The organism is Nocardioides pyridinolyticus, from assembly GCF_054653575.1.
On record NZ_BAAIFY010000005.1, the window covers coordinates 55,174 to 71,462 of the forward strand.

The window sequence follows — 16,289 nt, forward strand, 5'->3', positions numbered from 1 at the left end:
CGGAGCGGGGGAAGGCCGCGATTTCGTGGGGTATTCATTCGGCCTCCCCCACGAGCTCGGCCCCGAGCTCCGGCTGGTGCTCGTAGGCGTTCACCAGCCGGGCGTAGGCGGGGCTCCGCTCGAGCAGCTCGGCGTGGGTGCCGCGGTCGGCGATCCGGCCGTCCTGGAGGTGCACGACCTCGTCGGCGAGCGCGATCGTGGCCTTGCGGTAGGCGACGACGACCAGCGTGGCTTCCTTGCTCCCGGAGCGCAGCGCCTCGAGGATCCGGCCCTCGACCTCGGGGTCGACGGCCGAGGTGGCGTCGTCGAGCACCAGCAGGCGAGGCTCGCGGACGAGGGCCCGGGCGAGCGAGATCCGCTGCCGCTGCCCACCGGACAGGGAGGCGCCGCGCTCGCCCAGCCGGGTGTCGAGGCCGTCGGGCAGCGCCGCCACGAACCCGTCGGCCTGGGCCACTCGCAGGGCCGCCCAGACCTCCTCGTCGGAGACGTCGGCGCCGAGCGTGACGTTGCCGCGGACGGTGTCGTCGAAGAGGAACGCGGTCTGCGGGACGACGGCGACCGCCCGGGCGAGCTCGCCCCTGGCCAGGTCGCGCAGGTCGGTGCCGTCGAGCCGGATCAGCCCTTCGTCGGGGTCCACCAGCCGGGTCATCAAGTGGGTGAGCGTGCTCTTCCCGGAGGCGGTCGCGCCGACGAGCGCGACGGTACGGCCCGGCTCGACCGTGAACGAGACGTCGTCGAGGAGCCGCTGCTCGGGGTCGTAGCGGTAGCCGAGGTGCTCGACCTCGAGCCGGGCGCCCTGGTCCGCGTCGGCGACCGTGCGGTCGCCGTACGGCATCTCGCCGGTCGCCCGGAGCACGGTGCGGACCCGGTGGTAGCCGACGACGCTGCGGGGGAACTCGCCCAGCAGCCAGCCGATCGCCCGGATCGGGAACGAGACGACCGTGAGGAGGTAGGCGATCGTGACCACGTCGCCGGGGGCGGTGGCTCCGCTGACCACGCGGCTGACGCCGACCGCGAGGACGACGAGCACGCCGATGTTGGGGAGCGCGGCGAGCGTCGGGTCGAAGGCCGCGCGGACCCGGCCGGCGCGGATGTTCACGTCGCGCAGCCGGTGGGCCATGTCGGCGAACCGTTCGGTCTCCTCGCCCTCACGGCCGAGCGTCTTGACGACCATGGCGCCGTCGAAGGACTCGTGCGCGACCTCGCTGAGCTCGGCCCGCAGCTGCTGCGCCTTGGTCATCAGCGGCGACGCGCGGCGCTGGTAGGCGAGGTTCGCGAGCACGACCGCCGGGAACACCAGCAGGCCGACGACGGCCATCACCACGTCGGCGAGGAACATCTGGACGATGGCGATCGCCATCATCGCGAGCACCCCGACGGCCATCGGCAGCGGCGCGATCGGTCCCCACGCCGCCTCGACGTCGGAGTTGGCGTTGGAGAGCAGCTGGCCGGTCGGGTGGCGCTGGTGCCACTCCATCGGCAGGCGGAGGTACTGGCGGGTGACGGCGCGGCGGGTGTGGGCCTGCATGCGGTACTGCATGATGCCGGCGCCGAGGCGGCGGGCGACGATGCCGACCGCACGCAGCAGCGCGACGCCGAGGAACAGCGCGACCACGGCGATCAGCAGGCTCGCGTCGATCTCGCCCTCCTCGAAGGCGGGCAGCACGACGTGGTCGGTGGCCCAGCCGAGCACCCAGGCGTCGGCGACGGTCAGCGCGCCGAAGATGAGGCTGCCGACGGTCGAGAGCGCGAAGATCATCGGCTCGCGCCGGATGGCGACCCCGAGTACGCGGAACCCGGCACCCGTCGTGCCGCGGCGCTCCCGCTCGTCCGTCACCTGCACCCCTCTCGCCCCGCAGGAACCCGCGAGACGGCCACCCTATTCCGAGCGGGTGAGAGCCGATCGCGGCGCCTGAGCCGGCTTCACCCCTGGCCGCGAACCTGCCGAGCCGCGAGCCAGGTCTCGAAGCGTCCGGCCGCGGTCGCGAGGTGGTGGCGCATCGGCACAACCGGCGCCGTCAGCGAACGGGGTGACCGGCGGCAGCCAGCGTCCGCTTCACGTCGCTGACCCGCAGCGTGCCGAAGTGGAACACGGAGGCCGCGAGCACCGCGTCCGCACCGGCCTCGACCGCCGGCGGGAAGTGCTCGGTCGCCCCCGCCCCACCCGAGGCGATGACCGGGATGCTGACCTCGCGTCGTACGGCGCGGATCAGGTCGACGTCGAACCCCTCGCGGGTGCCGTCGGCGTCCATGGCGTTGAGCAGGATCTCGCCCGCGCCGAGCTCGGCCGCGCGGGCCGCCCAGGCGATCGCGTCGAGGCCCGCGGACTTCCGCCCGCCGTGGGTGGTGACCTCGAACCCGGAGTCGGTGCCGGTGGCGCGGCGGGCGTCGACGGAGAGCACGAGCACCTGGTTGCCGAACCGCTCCGCGATCTCGCGGACCAGCTCGGGCCGGTGGATGGCGGCCGTGTTGACCGCGACCTTGTCGGCGCCGGCGCGCAGCAGCCGGTCGACGTCCTCGACCGAGGAGACTCCCCCGCCGACCGTCAGCGGGATGAAGACCTCCTCGGCACAGCGCGAGACCACCTCCATCGTGGTCGCGCGGCCCTCGTGGGAGGCGGAGATGTCGAGGAAGGTCAGTTCGTCGGCGCCCTCGGCGTCGTAGAGCCGGGCCAGCTCGACGGGGTCGCCGGCGTCGCGGAGCTCCTGGAAGTTCACGCCCTTGACCACGCGTCCGCCGTCGACGTCGAGGCACGGGATGACCCGGACCGCGAGGCTCACGCCCGGCTCTCCCGCGTCCCCTTGGTGAGGGCCAGGGCGTCCTCGAGCGAGAACCGGCCCTCGTAGAGCGCCGTGCCGGCGATCGCGCCCTCGACGCCGTCGGGCACCAGCGACATCAGCGCGCGGATGTCGTCGAGCGTGGTCACGCCGCCGGACGCCACGACCGGCGCGGACGTGGCCGCGCAGACGTCGCGCAGGAGCTCGAGGTTCGGGCCCTGGAGCATGCCGTCCTTGTTGACGTCGGTGACGACGTACCGGGCGCAGCCCTCGCTGTCGAGGCGGGTCAGCGTCTCGTAGAGGTCGCCGCCGTCCTTGGTCCAGCCGCGGGCGGCGAGCGTGCGCCCGCGCACGTCGAGGCCGATCGCGACCCGGTCGCCGTGCTCGGCGATGATCCGGGCGCACCACTCCGGCTGCTCGAGGGCGGCGGTGCCGATGTTCACCCGGCGGCAGCCGGTGGCGAGCGCGGCGGCGAGCGACTCGTCGTCGCGGATGCCGCCGCTCATCTCGACCTGGATGTCGAGCGCGCCGACGATCTCCGCCTGGAGCTCGCGGTTGGAGCCCCGGCCGAACGCCGCGTCGAGGTCGACCAGGTGGATCCACTCCGCCCCGGCGTCCTGCCAGCGCATCGCGGCGGCCACCGGGTCGCCGTACACGCGCTCGGACCCGGCGACGCCCTGGGCGAGCTGGACGGCGCGGCCCTCGGTGATGTCGACGGCGGGGAGGAGTTCCAGGTAGGCGGAGGTCATGGTCATTGCCTTCAGTTCTCGGTCAGTTCTTCGTCATGAGGATGTGGACGAGCGGTGCGACGAGCACCGTCAGGAGCAGCGCGAACGCGCGGACGGCCCAGTCGCCGGTCGCCAGCCAGATCAGCACGTTGAGCACGACCACGACGACCACGAGCATCCGGGTCTGGGTGCGCCGGCGCTCGGCGAGGATGCCGGTCGGCTGCTTGCGCTGCTTCGGCACCAGGCCGGTCACCGCCCGCACGCGGGCGTCGCGGCGCTCCTTGCGCTCGGCCTCGGCGGCCTTCGCCGCGGCGACGATCGCCGCCTCGCGCTCGCGCTCGGCACGACGCCGGGCGCGCTCCTTGCTCATGCCGGCCTCACAGGGCCTCCACCCAGTTGCGGAGCAGCGCCGCGCCGGCGTCGCCGGACTTCTCCGGGTGGAACTGGGTGGCGGTCAGCGGACCGTTCTCGACCGCGGCGACGAACCGGTCGCCGCCGTGCCTCGACCAGTGGACCAGGGGCGCCCGGGTGCGGTCGTTGGTGACGAGCTCCCAGTCGCGCACGCCGTACGAGTGCACGAAGTAGAACCGCTCGTCCTCGATGCCGCGGAACAGCGTGCTCCCCTCGGCGACCTCGACGGTGTTCCAGCCCATGTGCGGCACGACCGGCGCCTGGAGCCGCTCGACCACCCCGGGCCACTCGTCGCAGCCCTCGGTCTCCACGCCGTGCTCCACCCCGCGCCCGAAGAGGATCTGCATGCCCACGCAGATGCCGAGCACGGGTCGGCCGCCGGACAGCCGGCGGCCGATGATGCGCTCGCCCTTGATCGCGCGCAGCCCCTCCATGCAGGCCGCGAACGCCCCGACCCCGGGTACGACGAGGCCGTCGGCGTCCAGCGCCGTGTCGAAGTCACCGGTGAGGGTGACGTCGGCACCGGCGCGCTCGACCGCGCGCACGGCGGAGCGGAGGTTCCCCGACCCGTAGTCGAGGACCACGACGTTCTTCAGCGTCACAGAGTGCCCTTGGTGGACGGCACGCCGGTCTCGCGCGGGTCGAGCGCGACCGCGTCGCGGAACGCCCGGGCGAACGCCTTGAACTGGGTCTCGACGATGTGGTGCGGCTCGCGGCCGGCCAGCACCCGCACGTGCAGCGCGACGTGGGCGTGGAAGGCGATCGTCTCGAAGACGTGGCGGGTCAGCGAGCCGAGGTAGTCGCCGCCGAGCACGACGTACTGCTGGCCCTCGGGCTCGCCGGTGTGCACGCAGTAGGGACGGCCGGACACGTCGACGACGGCCTGCACGAGCGCCTCGTCGAGCGGCACGGTGGCGTCGCCGAAGCGCCGGATGCCGACCTTGTCGCCGAGCGCCTCGCGCAGCGCCTGACCGAGCACGATCGCGGTGTCCTCGACCGTGTGGTGGGCGTCGATGTGGGTGTCGCCCTCGGTCTGCACGGTGAGGTCGAGCAGCGCGTGGCGTCCGAAGGCGTCGAGCATGTGGTCGTAGAAGCCGACACCGGTGGAGATGTCGGTGCGGCCGCTGCCGTCGAGGTCGACCTCGACGAGCACCTTCGACTCCTTGGTCTGCCGCTCGATGCGTGCGGTGCGACTCATGACCCAACCTCCATCTGCAGGACCTCTGTCATCGCCTGCTTGAACGCCATCATCTCGTCCGCGGTGCCGATCGACACACGCAACCACCCGTCCGGCCCGACCTCGCGGATCAGCACGCCCCGGTCGAGCAGTCCCTGCCACACAGCATGACGGTCCTCGAACGCGCCGAACAGCGCGAAGTTGGCGTCGCTGTCGGCGACCGTGAGGCCCTGCTCGCGGAGCCAGGCCACGGTCGCGTCGCGCTCGGCGCGCAGCTCGTCGACCTTGCCGAGCAGCTCCGGGGCGTGCCGGAGCGCCGCCAGCGCGGTCGCCTGGGTGACCGCGGAGAGGTGGTACGGCAGCCGCACGACGCGGATCGCGTCGCAGATGGCCGGGTCCGCCGCGAGGTAGCCCAGCCGCAGCCCGGCGGCCGCGAAGGCCTTGCTCATCGTGCGGGTGACGACCAGGTTGCGGTGCTCGGGCAGCAGCTCGAGCGCGCTGGGGACGCCGGCCCGCCGGAACTCGCCGTACGCCTCGTCGACCACGACCAGGCCCCGCTCCCCCGCGGCCTTGCACAGCAGCCCGACGGCGTCGGGCGGCAGCGCGGTGCCGGTGGGGTTGTTGGGGCTCGGCAGCAGCACCACGCTCGGCTGCTCGCGCTCGATCGCCTCCCGGGCCGCGTCGACGTCGAGGCTGAAGTCCTCGGCCCGCCGGCCCTGCACCCACGCCGTCGAGGTGTCGCGGGCGTACTCGGGGTACATCGAGTACGTCGGGGCGAAGCTCATCGCCGACCGCCCCGGGCCGCCGAAGGCCTGGAGCAGCTGGAGCATGACCTCGTTGGAGCCGTTCGCCGCCCACACCTGCTCGATGGTGATCCCGTGCGGCGTGTCCTTGGAGAGGTACGCCGCCAGCGCGGCGCGCAGCTCGACGTGCTCGCGGTCGGGGTAGCGGTTGAGCGTCGTCGCCGCCGCGCGGACGGCCGCGGCGATGTCGTCGGCGCAGGCGTCGCTGGGGCCGTAGGGGTTCTCGTTCGTGTTGAGCTGCACGGGGACGTCCAGCTGCGGCGCGCCGTACGGCCGGAGGCCCCGCAGCTCCTCCCGGATCGGGGGCCAGCTCATCGCTCGAACCGGACCGAGACCGCGGCGCCGTGACCGGGCAGGTCCTCGGCGTTGGCGAGCGTGACGACGTGGCCGGCGACCTCGTCGAGCGCCTCGCGGGAGTACTCCACGACGTGCACCGACTTGGTGAACGCGCGCACCGACAGCCCGCTGCTGTGGCAGGCGCAGCCGCCGGTGGGCAGGACGTGGTTGGAGCCCGCGCAGTAGTCGCCGAGGCTGACCGGGGCCCAGGGGCCGACGAAGATCGCGCCCGCGTTGCGGACCCGCGCGGCCCACGCGGCGGCGTCCTCGGTGTGGATCTCGAGGTGCTCGGCGGCGTACGCGTCGACGACGGCGAGGCCCTGCTCGAGGTCCTCGACGAGCACGATGCCCGACTGCGGACCGGAGAGGCTGGTGCGGATCCGGTCGACGTGCTTGGTGACCGAGACCTGCTTGTCGAGCTCGGCCTCGACGTCGGCGGCGAGCCGCTCGGACGGCGTGACGAGGACCGACGCGGCCAGCGGGTCGTGCTCGGCCTGGCTGATCAGGTCGGCCGCGACGTACGCCGCGTCGGCGGTGTCGTCGGCGAGGATGGCGATCTCGGTCGGCCCGGCCTCGGAGTCGATGCCGATCTGGCCCTTGAGCAGCCGCTTGGCCGTGACCGTGTAGATGTTGCCGGGGCCGGTGACCAGGTCGACCTTGGCGCAGGGGCCGGTGCCGTAGGCGAACATCGCGATCGCCTGGGCGCCGCCGACGGCGTAGACCTCGTCGACGCCGAGCAGCGCGCACGCGGCCAGGATCGTCGGGTGCACCGAGCCGCCGAACTCCTTCTGCGGCGGGCTGGACAGCGCGATCGAGCCGACGCCAGCGGTCTGCGCCGGGACCACGTTCATCAGCACGCTGGAGACCAGGGGCGCCAGGCCGCCGGGGACGTAGAGCCCGACCCGGTCGATCGGCACCTTGCGGTGCGTGACCCGGGCGCCGGGCGCCAGGTCGGTGACCGCGTCCTGCTCGAGCTCGTTGGCGCAGGTCGCGCGCAGGCGGCGGATCGACTCCTCGAGGCCGGCCCGGATGTCCGGGTCGAGCTCGTCGAGGGCGCGCGAGATCGCCTCGGGGGCGATCCGCAGATCGTCGACGGCGACGCCGTCGAAGCGCTCGGAGTACTCCCGGATCGCGTCGACGCCGCGGGTGCGCACCGCCTCGCAGATCGCATGCACCGCCGGCACCGCCGCTTCGACGTCGAAGTCGGCTCGGGGCACGGCTGCGCGGTAGTCGACGCCTCGGCGGTCGACTCCTCGCAGGTCAATGCGCGAGATCATGGCTCGATTCTACGAGCCGACGCCTGTCGCTCCCGAACCGCGACAGTGGCTGGACTAGGTTGAGTGATGTGCCCGACACGCTGCCGATGTTCCCGCTGAACACGGTGCTGTTCCCCGGGGTGTCCGTGCCGCTGGCCGTGTTCGAGGACCGCTACCGCGCGATGGTGCACCACCTGCTCCGCGTCGAGGACCCGGCCCAGCGGCTGTTCGCCTCGGTCGGCATCCGCGAGGGGTACGAGGTCGGCGACCACGGGGCGCAGTCGCTCTACCGGGTGGGCGTGCGGATGCAGCTGACCGAGGTCGAATCCCACCCCGACGGCACCTTCGAGGTCGTCGCGGTCGGGCAGGAGCGGATCCAGCTCGACCGGCTCGAGACCAGCGGCCCGTTCCCGGTCGGCCACGTCACCGACCACCCGGACCCCGACGCCCCGGTCGGCGAGGGGATCCTGGAGCAGGCGCGGATCGCCTTCACGGCGTACCGCGCGGCGCTGGCCGACATCCGCAGCGACCCCTACTCCGGGGCGCTCCCCCGCGACGCGACGTACCTCTCCTGGACGCTGGCCGCGGTCGCGCCGCTGCCGATGCCCGAGCGGCAGGCGCTGCTCGAGGCCGAGGACGCCGCCGTCCGGCTGGTCATGGTGACCGACCTGCTGCGCGCGGAGCTGCGCGCGATGAACGTCATCCCGTCCCTGCCCGCGACCGAGGTCGCCCGGACGAGATGGTCCCCCAACTAGTGGCCAAGAGGAGCAGGACCGGGCACGGCGGAACCCCGGCGACCGTCGCCCTCACCCGCGCCGGCATCGAGTTCAGCCTGCACGAGTACGAGCACGACCCCCGCGCGGCGTCCTTCGGGCTCGAGGCGGCCGAGGCGCTCGGCCTCGATCCGGTGCAGGTCTTCAAGACGCTGATGGCGACGGTCGACGGCAGGCTCACCGTCGGGATCGTCCCGGTCTCGGGCCAGCTCGACCTCAAGGCGCTGGCCCGCGCCGCCGGGGGCAGCAGGGCGGCGATGGCCGACGTGGCCGCCGCCGAGCGCGCGACCGGGTACGTCGCCGGCGGGATCTCGCCGGTCGGCCAGAAGCGCGCGCACCCCACCGTCGTCGACGAGAGCGCGCTGGCGCACGGCGTCGTCTACGTCTCGGGCGGACGCCGCGGCCTCGACCTCGGGCTCGCGCCGGCCGACCTGGTGCGCGCCACCGGCGCGACCGTCGCTCCGATCAGTCGGACCTGACCCGGTCGCGGGCGAGCAGCCCGATGAACGCCATCGAGAGGGCGACCAACGCGCCGGCGGGCAGCGCGATGAACGGGCTCCCGCCGGAGACGTCGAGCGCGCCCGGCACCACGGCACCCGCCGCGTCGAGCGGGTCGCCCGGGCCGAGCGCGACGCCGACGCGCAGCATCAGGAACGCGCCGAGCAGCGAGCCCAGGACGACGCCGAGCAGCGAGACCAGCGGGTAGCGGTCGAGGAACAGCGCCACGGCAGCGCCCCCGAGGAGACCGGCCACGCTGCCGACGACGACGTACCAGCCGGTGCCGGAGAAGACGCCGCGCAGGTTCGCCTCGTCCTGGGCGACCCAGGCGCCGTCCACGACGGCACCGTCGGGGGCGGTCCAGACCCACTCCCACACGACGCCGGCCACGACGCCGAGGACCGTCAGGACGAGCACGGCGAGGGCGAGCTGGACGAGGGCCGACCTCACCCCGTCAGGCATCCGGGGCCCAGCAGCTGCTTGAGGTCCGCGAAGAGTGCCGGGCTGGGCGACACCCGGAGGTTGTCGTCGAGCCGCATGACCATCGTCTGCTCACGGGTCAAGAGTCGCAGGCGCACCTCGGTCACGCCGGGATGGGTGCCGAGCACGTCCTTGAGCTGCTGCACGACCGGCGGCGTGCACCGCGTCGACGGGAGCGAGATGACGACCGGCCCGGAGGGCCCGTCGGACAGGTCCGGGAGGGTGACCTCCTGGCCCATGATCTCGGGCTGCTCCTTGCTCCGGTTGAGCCGGCCCTTGACCGTGATGATGGCGTCCTCGGAGATCAGGTGGCCGCACAGCTGCCACGAGCTCGGGAACAGCAGCACGTCGATGGCGCCGTCGAGGTCCTCGACCGTGACCAGCGCCCAGGCGTCGCCGCGCTTGGTGATCTTGCGCTGCACGGAGGTCACCAGGCCGGCGACGGTGATCGTGCTGCCGTCCTGCCGGTCCTCGTCCATCATCAGCTGGCCGATGGTGCAGTCGGTGCCGTTGGAGAGCACGTGCTCGAGGCCCAGCAGCGGGTGGTCGGAGACGTAGAGGCCGAGCATCTCGCGCTCGTGGCCGAGCAGGGTCATCTTGTCCCAGTCGTCGATGTCGGGGATCGTCACCGAGACGCCGAACCCCGAGTCGTCGTCGACGCCGCCGAACAGCGAGTCCTGGCCGATCGCCTCGTTGCGCTTGATGTCGACGAACTGGTCGACCGCGGCCTCGTGGATCGCGACCAGCGCCCGGCGCCGGTGCTTCATGTCGTCGAACGCGCCGGCCTTGATCAGCGACTCGATGACCCGCTTGTTGCAGACCTGGGCCGGCACCTTCTTGAGGAAGTCCTCGAAGCTCTCGAAACGGCCCTTCTCGGTGCGCCCCTCCACGATGCCGTCGACGACGTTGGATCCGACGTTGCGGATCGCGGTGAGGCCGAAGCGGATGTCGCGGCCGACCGGGGTGAAGTCGTGGGCGGACTCGTTGACGTCCGGCGGGAGCACCTGGATCTTCATCCGGCGGCACTCGTTGAGGTAGATCGCCATCTTGTCCTTGTCGTCCCGGGCGGACGTGAGCAAGGCGGCCATGTACTCGGCCGGGTAGTTGGCCTTGAGGTAGGCCGTCCAGTAGGTGATGACGCCGTACGCCGCGGAGTGCGACTTGTTGAACGCGTAGTCGGAGAACGGGAGCAGGATCTCCCAGAGCTTGTCGATCGCGGCCTGGGGGAACCCGCGCTCCAGCATGCCGGCCTGGAAGCCGGCGTACTGCTTGTCGAGCTCCTCCTTCTTCTTCTTGCCCATCGCGCGGCGCAGGTTGTCGGCCGCTCCCAGCGTGAAGCCCGCCAGGACCTGGGCGATCGCCATCACCTGCTCCTGGTAGACGATCAGGCCGTAGGTCTCCCCCAGGACCGGCTCGAGCGCCTCGGCGAGCGCGGGGTGGATCGGCTCGATCGGCTCGCGGCCGTTCTTGCGGCGGGCGTACTTGTTGTGCGAGTCCGCACCCATCGGGCCGGGGCGGTAGAGCGCGCTGACCGCGGTGATGTCGGCGAACTGGTCGGGCTGCATCGAGCGCAGCAGCGCGCGCATGCCGCCACCATCGAGCTGGAAGACGCCGAGCGTGTCGCCGCGGCCCATCAGCTCGTAGGTGGGCCGGTCGTCGAAGGGCAGCTCCTCGAGCACGACCTTCTCGCCGCGGTTGGCCTCGATGTTCGCGACCGCGTTCTCGAGGATGTGGAGGTTGCTCAGGCCGAGGAAGTCCATCTTGACCAGCCCGAGCGACTCGCACATCGGGTAGTCGAACTGGGTGATGATCGCGCCGTCCTGCGGGCGGGCCATGATCGGCACGATGTCGAGCAGCGGCTCGCTCGACATGATCACGCCGGCGGCGTGCACGCCCCAGTTGCGGATCTGGCCCTCGAGGCTGACCGCGGTGTTGTAGATCGTGCGGACGTCGGGGTCCTGGTCGTGCAGCGCGCGGAACTCGCCGCCCTCGCCGTACCGCTTGTGCTCGGGGTTGAAGATCTCCTTCAGCGGCACGCCCTTGCCCATGACGTCGGGCGGGAGCGCCTTGGTGATCCGGTCGGAGATCGCGAAGCCGTGGTCGAGCACGCGGGCGGCGTCCTTGATCGCGGCCTTGGCCTTGAGGCGGCCGAACGTCGCGATCTGGGCGACCCGGTCGGCGCCGTACTTCTCGGTGACGTACTTGATGACCTCGCCGCGGCGGTGGTCGTCGAAGTCGATGTCGAAGTCGGGCATCGACGGGCGCTCGGGGTTGAGGAACCGCTCGAAGAACAGCCCGTGCTCGAGCGGGCAGAGGTCGGTGATGCTCAGGGCGTACGCCGCGATCGAGCCCGCACCCGAGCCGCGGCCGGGGCCGACGCGGATGCCGTTGCGCTTGGACCACTGGATGAAGTCGGCGACCACGAGGTAGTAGCCGCAGTAGCCCTTCTGCGAGATGACGCCGAGCTCCATCTCGACGCGGTCCTTGACCTCCTGGGTCAGCCTCTCGCCGGGATAGCGCGCCTCGATGCCGCGCCAGACCTCCTTGCGGAACCAGCTCTCCTCGGTCTCGCCGGCCGGCACGTCGGCGCGCGCCATGTAGCCGCCGGTGGACTCGACGAACTCGACGTCGCAGCGCTCGGCGATCGCGAGGGTGTTGTCGCACGCGTCGGGGAAGTCGGCCCACAGCTCGCGCATCTCGGCGGCGGACTTGATGTAGTAGCCGCCACCGTCGAACTTGAGCCGGTTGGTGTCGGCCAGCCGCTTGCCCGAGGCCACGCAGATGAGGGCGTCCTGGCCGGCGGCGTCCTCGGGGTGGGTGTAGTGCGTGTCGTTGGTGACGATCGCCGGCAGGTCCAGCGTCTTGGCGATCCTGAGCAGGTCCTCCCGGGTCGCGCGCTCGGCGGCGATCCCGTGGTCCATCAGCTCGAGGTAGAAGTTCTCCTTGCCGAAGATGTCCTGGAACTCGCCGGCCGCCCGGAGCGCCTCGTCGTACTGCCCCAGCGTCAGCCGGGTCTGGATCTCGCCGGAGAGGCAGCCGGTGCTGGCGATGATGCCCTTGGCGTACCGCTGGAGCAGCTCCCGGTCCATGCGGGGCTTGTAGTAGTAGCCCTCGAGGCTGGCCAGGCTGGCCAGCCGGAACAGGTTGTGCATGCCCTCGGTGTTCTCGGCCCACATCGTCATGTGGGTGTAGGCGCCGCCGCCCGCGACGTCCTTGCCGCCCTCCTCGGCCGCGTCGCCCTTGCCCCAGCGGACCCGCTTGCGCTCCCCGCGCGGCGTGCCCGGGGTGAGGTAGGCCTCGATGCCGATGATCGGCTTCACGCCGTACTTGCGGGCCTTGGAGTAGAAGTCGTAGGCGCCGTGGAGGTTGCCGTGGTCGGTCATCGCGATGGCCGGCATCTCCTGGTCCGCCACCCGCGTGAAGAGCCCGTCGAGCAGCGAGGCCCCGTCGAGCATGGAGTACTCGGTGTGGACGTGGAGGTGGACGAAGGAGTCCTGGGAGCCGTTCGCCATCGCTGCGGGCCACTCCTCGGGGGTCGTGCGGGCATGCCAGACAGAGCCACGGCGCGACCGGGCGTTGTCCAGGGGGAAGGACGTCAGCCTACGCGACCGTCGACCCAGATGGTGGCACCCGCCGCCGACACTCCCCTGGCGCTCCCGCCGACCTGTCAGTTCTGGTCTCTGGAAGCAGGCCGACCTGTCAGGAATGGCGACCAGAGGTGACGGGTCAGGGGCTCTCGAGCAGCAAGAAGTGACAGGTCAGCGTTCGGTGGCGGCGTCGAGGCTCTCGGTGATGATGGAGTGCACGATCCGGGCGAGCCGCTCCTCGCCCAGCGCCGGGGCGCGCTCGGCCATGGCGGCGGCGATCTCCCGCTCCCGGGCGGGGTCGCGCGCGGGATCGTCCTTGTGGGCCTGGACGGCGCGGGTCAGCGCCGCCCGGCGGGCCAGCAGGTCGCCGAGCTGCTCGTCGACCTTGTCGATCAGGCCGCGGAGGAACGCGAGCGGCTCGGCCCCGGGCCAGGCCATCCGGATGTCGGGCAGCTTCTCCTCGTTCGCCGACCCGTCGGTGCGCTCGAGCTCGACCAGCCCGTGGCGCGCGTAGAACGCGCGGGCGGGCTCGTTGACCTCGAAGACCCAGAGGCAGAAGCCGCCGGGCTGACGCACCTTGGCGATGTCCAGCAGGGCCGAGCCCACGCCCTGGCCCGCGTGCTCGGGCACGACGTACAGGTCGTCCAGCCAGGCCGGGGTCAGCCGCGCGTAGCCGACGACCTCGCCGTCGACCTCGGCGACCCAGACGTCGTCCTGTCCGAGCCGGCCGCCGAGCCACCGGCGCACGCCGCCGTCGGAGTGGATGCCCGGGGGCATCGCCCCCGACCGGCGGGCGGCGAGGTGCACGCTCGCCACGGCGTCGGCGTCCGACGCCTCGGCCGGCCTAATGAGCATCCCGGATCACCTCGAGCGCCCGCGCGAGGTCGTCGGGGTACGGCGACTCGTACTCGACGTACGTGCCGGTGTCGGGGTGCTCGAAGCCGAGGCGTACGGCGTGCAGCCACTGCCGCTCGAGGCCGACCCGCTTCGCGAGCGTGGGGTCGGCGCCGTAGGTGAGGTCGCCGACGCAGGGGTGCTTGAGCGCGGCCATGTGCACCCGGATCTGGTGGGTGCGGCCGGTCTCGAGGTGGACCTCCAGCAGGCTGGCGAACCGGTGTGCCTCGAGTGTCTCGTAGTGGGTGACGCTGTGCCGGCCGTCGGCCATCACGGCGAACTTGTAGTCGGCCTTGGGGTGGCGGCCGATCGGGGCGTCGACGGTGCCCTCGAGCGGGTCCGGATGGCCCTGGACGAGTGCGTGGTAGACCTTGTCGACCGTCCGGTGGCGGAAGGCGTTCTTCAGCACGGAGTAGGCGTGCTCGGACTTGCAGATCACCATCACGCCGGAGGTGCCGACGTCCAGGCGCTGCACGATGCCCTGACGCTCCGAGGCGCCGCTGGTGGAGATCCGGAAGCCGGCGCCGGCGAGGTGGCCGACCACGGTCGGGCCCGACCAGCCGGGCGAGGGGTGGACGGCGACGCCCACCGGCTTGTCGATCACGACGATCGCGTCGTCGTCGTGGATGATCTTGATCCCCTCGACGACCTCGGGGACGACCTCGAGCGGGTCGGCCTCGACCGGGATCGTGACGTCGAGGACCGCGCCGGGGAGCACCCGCTCGCTCTTGCCGCCCACGGCGTGCCCGTCGAGCGCGACGTGGCCGGCGGCGATCAGGTCCGCGGCCCGGGTCCGGGACAGCCCGAACAGCCGCGCCATCGCGGCGTCCACACGCTCCCCGGCCAGGCTCTCCGGCACCGGCAGGGACCGGTGGTCGGCCCCGGCGCTCACTCTCCGGGCTCCGGGGCGGGCTCGCCCTCCGTCTCGCGCTCCACGCGGGTGCCGTCGACCCGGATGCCTCGGTAGACCTGCACCAGGATCAGCGCGGCCGCGATGTTGATGCACATGTCGGCGACGTTGAAGACCGGCCAGTTCGGCAGCATGAACATGTCGATGACGTGCCCGCGCAGCGGGCCGGGCTCCCGCAGCAGCCGATCGGTGAGGTTGCCCGCGACGCCCGCGAACAGGAGGCCGAGCGCGACCGCCCACCCCACGGTCCCGACCTTGCGGGCCAGCCACAGGACGACGACGACGGCGACCATCGCCAGGACGCTGAGGATCTCGGTGTACTCGGTGCCCGTGCTGAACGCCGCGCCCGGGTTGCGCACGAGATGGAGCACGAAGAACTCGCCGATGAGCTCCACGTCGGGGCGGTCGGTGAGCTTCTCGACCGCGACGATCTTGGAGCCCACGTCGACGGCGTACGCCGTGAGGGCGATCGCCGCGAAGATCAGGACGAAGCGGGCTCGGGGTCCCGCGGGACGGTCTGGGGAACGGTTGGTGCCGTTGTCGTCGCCGGTCAGCGACGCTCCTCGCGCTGCTTGCATGTCATGCACAGTGTGGCACGCGGGAAGGCCATCAGCCGCATCTTGCCGATGGGGTTGCCGCACGACTCGCACACGCCGTACGTCCCGTCGTCGATGCGGGCCAGGGCGCGCTCGATCTGGGCCAGCTTGTCGCGCTCGCTGTTGAGCACGGTGAGCTCATGGTCGCGCTCGAAGCTGGTCGCGCCGAGGTCGGCCTGGTCCTGGCCGGCCCCGTCGCCGGAGTCGCGCATCAGGCCGCTGAGCTCGGCCTCCTGGCCCTCGATGATCGCCAGGCTGTGGTCGCGCTGCTCACGGAGCTCGACGAGGACCTCCTTGAGCTCGGCCTTGGTCCAGGCGGCCTCGCCCTCCTTGACCACCAGCGCGCTCGCCGGCGCCTTGCGGACGGCGGGCTTCTTGGCCGGGGCGGCCTTCTTCGCCGGAGCGGCCTTCTTCGCCGGGGCCGCCTTCTTGGCCGGGGCCGCCTTCTTGGCCGGGGCCGCCTTCTTGGCCGGGGCCGCCTTCTTGGCCGGGGCCGCCTTCTTGGCCGGAGCCGCCTTCCTGGCGGCGACCTTGGCCGGGGCGGCCTTCTTGGCCGGAGCCGCCTTCCTGGCCGGAGCCGCCTTCTTCGCCGGAGCCGCCTTCTTCGCGGGAGCGGCCTTCTTCGCGGGAGCCGCCTTCCTGGCCGGGGCCGCCTTCCTGGCCGGGGCCGCCTTCTTCGCCGGGGCCGCCTTCTTGGCCGGGGCCGCCTTCTTCGCCGGGGCCGCCTTCTTGGCCGGAGCCGCCTTCGCCGCGACCGTCTTCTTGGTCGGGGTGGTCTTCGCCGCGGTCTTCTTGGCCGCAGTCTTCGTGGTCGCGGCCTTCGTCGCGGGAGCGGCCTTCTTCGAGGCGGGCTTGCGCGTGATGACCTTGCGGGCGGCGGAGGCCGCCTGCCCGGCGAGCGACTTCCTCGTGCTGCTAGCCATGGTCGGGCCTCCTCGGGCCTCGGCGGCTGTGGGATGAGCCACAGGGTGTGCCGGGAGGGTAGCGGGTGACCCCCAACCCCTCAAACAGGCGCACCGAGGAGGACGGCACGGGACGCGAAAGCGGCCGGCCCCGAGGCGGG

Annotated in this window: 16 protein-coding genes; 2 read left to right on the top strand and 14 right to left on the bottom strand. The window is 72.3% G+C overall.

Going from position 1 to position 16,289, the window contains the following annotated elements; genetic code table 11:
• Positions 1-34: 34 nt before the first annotated feature.
• From ACYQ0U_RS06150 to hisD, 8 genes are all read right to left on the bottom strand, one after another.
• A complete protein-coding gene (locus tag ACYQ0U_RS06150) occupies positions 35-1,837 on the bottom strand; it encodes an ABC transporter ATP-binding protein (protein WP_459970570.1) in 1,803 nt (600 codons plus the stop codon).
• Between the two features lie 181 nt (positions 1,838-2,018).
• Entirely contained in the window at positions 2,019-2,780 is a 762-nt protein-coding gene (gene hisF / locus ACYQ0U_RS06155) for an imidazole glycerol phosphate synthase subunit HisF (RefSeq protein ID WP_459970572.1), read from the bottom strand.
• The gene (gene priA, locus ACYQ0U_RS06160) at positions 2,777-3,526 is read right to left on the bottom strand and encodes a bifunctional 1-(5-phosphoribosyl)-5-((5-phosphoribosylamino)methylideneamino)imidazole-4-carboxamide isomerase/phosphoribosylanthranilate isomerase PriA (protein ID WP_459970574.1); all 750 of its coding nucleotides are present in this window, start codon (positions 3,524-3,526) and stop codon (positions 2,777-2,779) included. Before priA ends, hisF begins: the two co-directional genes overlap by 4 nt.
• A gap of 22 nt (positions 3,527-3,548) precedes the next feature.
• Positions 3,549-3,875 carry a hypothetical protein gene (locus tag ACYQ0U_RS06165; RefSeq protein WP_459970577.1) on the bottom strand — a complete coding sequence of 109 codons (327 nt, stop codon included), beginning with the start codon at positions 3,873-3,875 and terminating at the stop codon, positions 3,549-3,551.
• Positions 3,876-3,882: 7 nt separating this feature from the next.
• On the bottom strand, positions 3,883-4,518 hold the full coding sequence (gene hisH, locus ACYQ0U_RS06170) for an imidazole glycerol phosphate synthase subunit HisH (RefSeq protein WP_459970579.1): 636 nt from the start codon (positions 4,516-4,518) through the stop codon (positions 3,883-3,885).
• Positions 4,515-5,114: an imidazoleglycerol-phosphate dehydratase HisB gene (hisB, locus tag ACYQ0U_RS06175; protein ID WP_459970581.1), complete on the bottom strand. Its 600-nt coding sequence runs from the start codon at positions 5,112-5,114 to the stop codon at positions 4,515-4,517. Before hisB ends, hisH begins: the two co-directional genes overlap by 4 nt.
• Positions 5,111-6,211: a histidinol-phosphate transaminase gene (locus tag ACYQ0U_RS06180; RefSeq protein ID WP_459970582.1), complete on the bottom strand. Its 1,101-nt coding sequence runs from the start codon at positions 6,209-6,211 to the stop codon at positions 5,111-5,113. Before ACYQ0U_RS06180 ends, hisB begins: the two co-directional genes overlap by 4 nt.
• The gene (gene hisD, locus ACYQ0U_RS06185; RefSeq protein ID WP_459970584.1) at positions 6,208-7,509 is read right to left on the bottom strand and encodes a histidinol dehydrogenase; all 1,302 of its coding nucleotides are present in this window, start codon (positions 7,507-7,509) and stop codon (positions 6,208-6,210) included. The genes ACYQ0U_RS06180 and hisD overlap by 4 nt, the downstream gene beginning before the upstream one ends.
• A gap of 68 nt (positions 7,510-7,577) precedes the next feature.
• Between hisD and ACYQ0U_RS06190 the strand changes: the two genes are divergently transcribed.
• A complete protein-coding gene (locus ACYQ0U_RS06190) occupies positions 7,578-8,243 on the top strand; it encodes an LON peptidase substrate-binding domain-containing protein (RefSeq protein WP_459970586.1) in 666 nt (221 codons plus the stop codon).
• Complete coding sequence (ybaK, locus tag ACYQ0U_RS06195; protein WP_459970588.1) at positions 8,228-8,740, top strand: Cys-tRNA(Pro) deacylase; 513 nt, start codon at positions 8,228-8,230, stop codon at positions 8,738-8,740. Before ACYQ0U_RS06190 ends, ybaK begins: the two co-directional genes overlap by 16 nt.
• Here the strand turns inward: ybaK and ACYQ0U_RS06200 are convergent.
• The 6 genes from ACYQ0U_RS06200 to ACYQ0U_RS06225 form a co-directional block, all read right to left on the bottom strand.
• Positions 8,727-9,209, bottom strand: coding sequence for a hypothetical protein (locus tag ACYQ0U_RS06200; RefSeq protein ID WP_459970590.1), 483 nt, complete (start codon positions 9,207-9,209; stop codon positions 8,727-8,729). The genes ybaK and ACYQ0U_RS06200 overlap by 14 nt on opposite strands.
• The gene (gene dnaE / locus ACYQ0U_RS06205) at positions 9,206-12,751 is read right to left on the bottom strand and encodes a DNA polymerase III subunit alpha (RefSeq protein WP_459970592.1); all 3,546 of its coding nucleotides are present in this window, start codon (positions 12,749-12,751) and stop codon (positions 9,206-9,208) included. Before dnaE ends, ACYQ0U_RS06200 begins: the two co-directional genes overlap by 4 nt.
• 246 nt (positions 12,752-12,997) lie before the next feature.
• The gene (locus ACYQ0U_RS06210; RefSeq protein WP_459970594.1) at positions 12,998-13,681 is read right to left on the bottom strand and encodes a GNAT family N-acetyltransferase; all 684 of its coding nucleotides are present in this window, start codon (positions 13,679-13,681) and stop codon (positions 12,998-13,000) included.
• Entirely contained in the window at positions 13,671-14,612 is a 942-nt protein-coding gene (locus tag ACYQ0U_RS06215) for an RluA family pseudouridine synthase (RefSeq protein WP_459970596.1), read from the bottom strand. The genes ACYQ0U_RS06210 and ACYQ0U_RS06215 overlap by 11 nt, the downstream gene beginning before the upstream one ends.
• Positions 14,609-15,208, bottom strand: coding sequence for a signal peptidase II (lspA, locus tag ACYQ0U_RS06220; protein ID WP_459970598.1), 600 nt, complete (start codon positions 15,206-15,208; stop codon positions 14,609-14,611). The genes ACYQ0U_RS06215 and lspA overlap by 4 nt, the downstream gene beginning before the upstream one ends.
• Positions 15,181-16,149, bottom strand: a complete 969-nt coding sequence (locus ACYQ0U_RS06225; RefSeq protein WP_459970600.1) for a TraR/DksA family transcriptional regulator — start codon at positions 16,147-16,149, stop codon at positions 15,181-15,183. Before ACYQ0U_RS06225 ends, lspA begins: the two co-directional genes overlap by 28 nt.
• Positions 16,150-16,289 lie beyond the last annotated feature (140 nt).

Bases quoted from the DNA above. Each gene is read 5' to 3' on its own strand.
- priA (WP_459970574.1), bottom strand. From the start codon at position 3,526: ATGACCTCCGCCTACCTGGAACTCCTCCCCGCCGTCGACATCACCGAG.
- ACYQ0U_RS06165 (WP_459970577.1), bottom strand. From the start codon at position 3,875: ATGAGCAAGGAGCGCGCCCGGCGTCGTGCCGAGCGCGAGCGCGAGGCG.
- hisB (WP_459970581.1), bottom strand. From the start codon at position 5,114: ATGAGTCGCACCGCACGCATCGAGCGGCAGACCAAGGAGTCGAAGGTG.
- ACYQ0U_RS06180 (WP_459970582.1), bottom strand. From the start codon at position 6,211: ATGAGCTGGCCCCCGATCCGGGAGGAGCTGCGGGGCCTCCGGCCGTAC.
- hisD (WP_459970584.1), bottom strand. From the start codon at position 7,509: ATGATCTCGCGCATTGACCTGCGAGGAGTCGACCGCCGAGGCGTCGAC.
- ybaK (WP_459970588.1), top strand. From the start codon at position 8,228: ATGGTCCCCCAACTAGTGGCCAAGAGGAGCAGGACCGGGCACGGCGGA.
- dnaE (WP_459970592.1), bottom strand. From the start codon at position 12,751: ATGGCGAACGGCTCCCAGGACTCCTTCGTCCACCTCCACGTCCACACC.
- ACYQ0U_RS06210 (WP_459970594.1), bottom strand. From the start codon at position 13,681: ATGCTCATTAGGCCGGCCGAGGCGTCGGACGCCGACGCCGTGGCGAGC.
- lspA (WP_459970598.1), bottom strand. From the start codon at position 15,208: ATGCAAGCAGCGCGAGGAGCGTCGCTGACCGGCGACGACAACGGCACC.
- ACYQ0U_RS06225 (WP_459970600.1), bottom strand. From the start codon at position 16,149: ATGGCTAGCAGCACGAGGAAGTCGCTCGCCGGGCAGGCGGCCTCCGCC.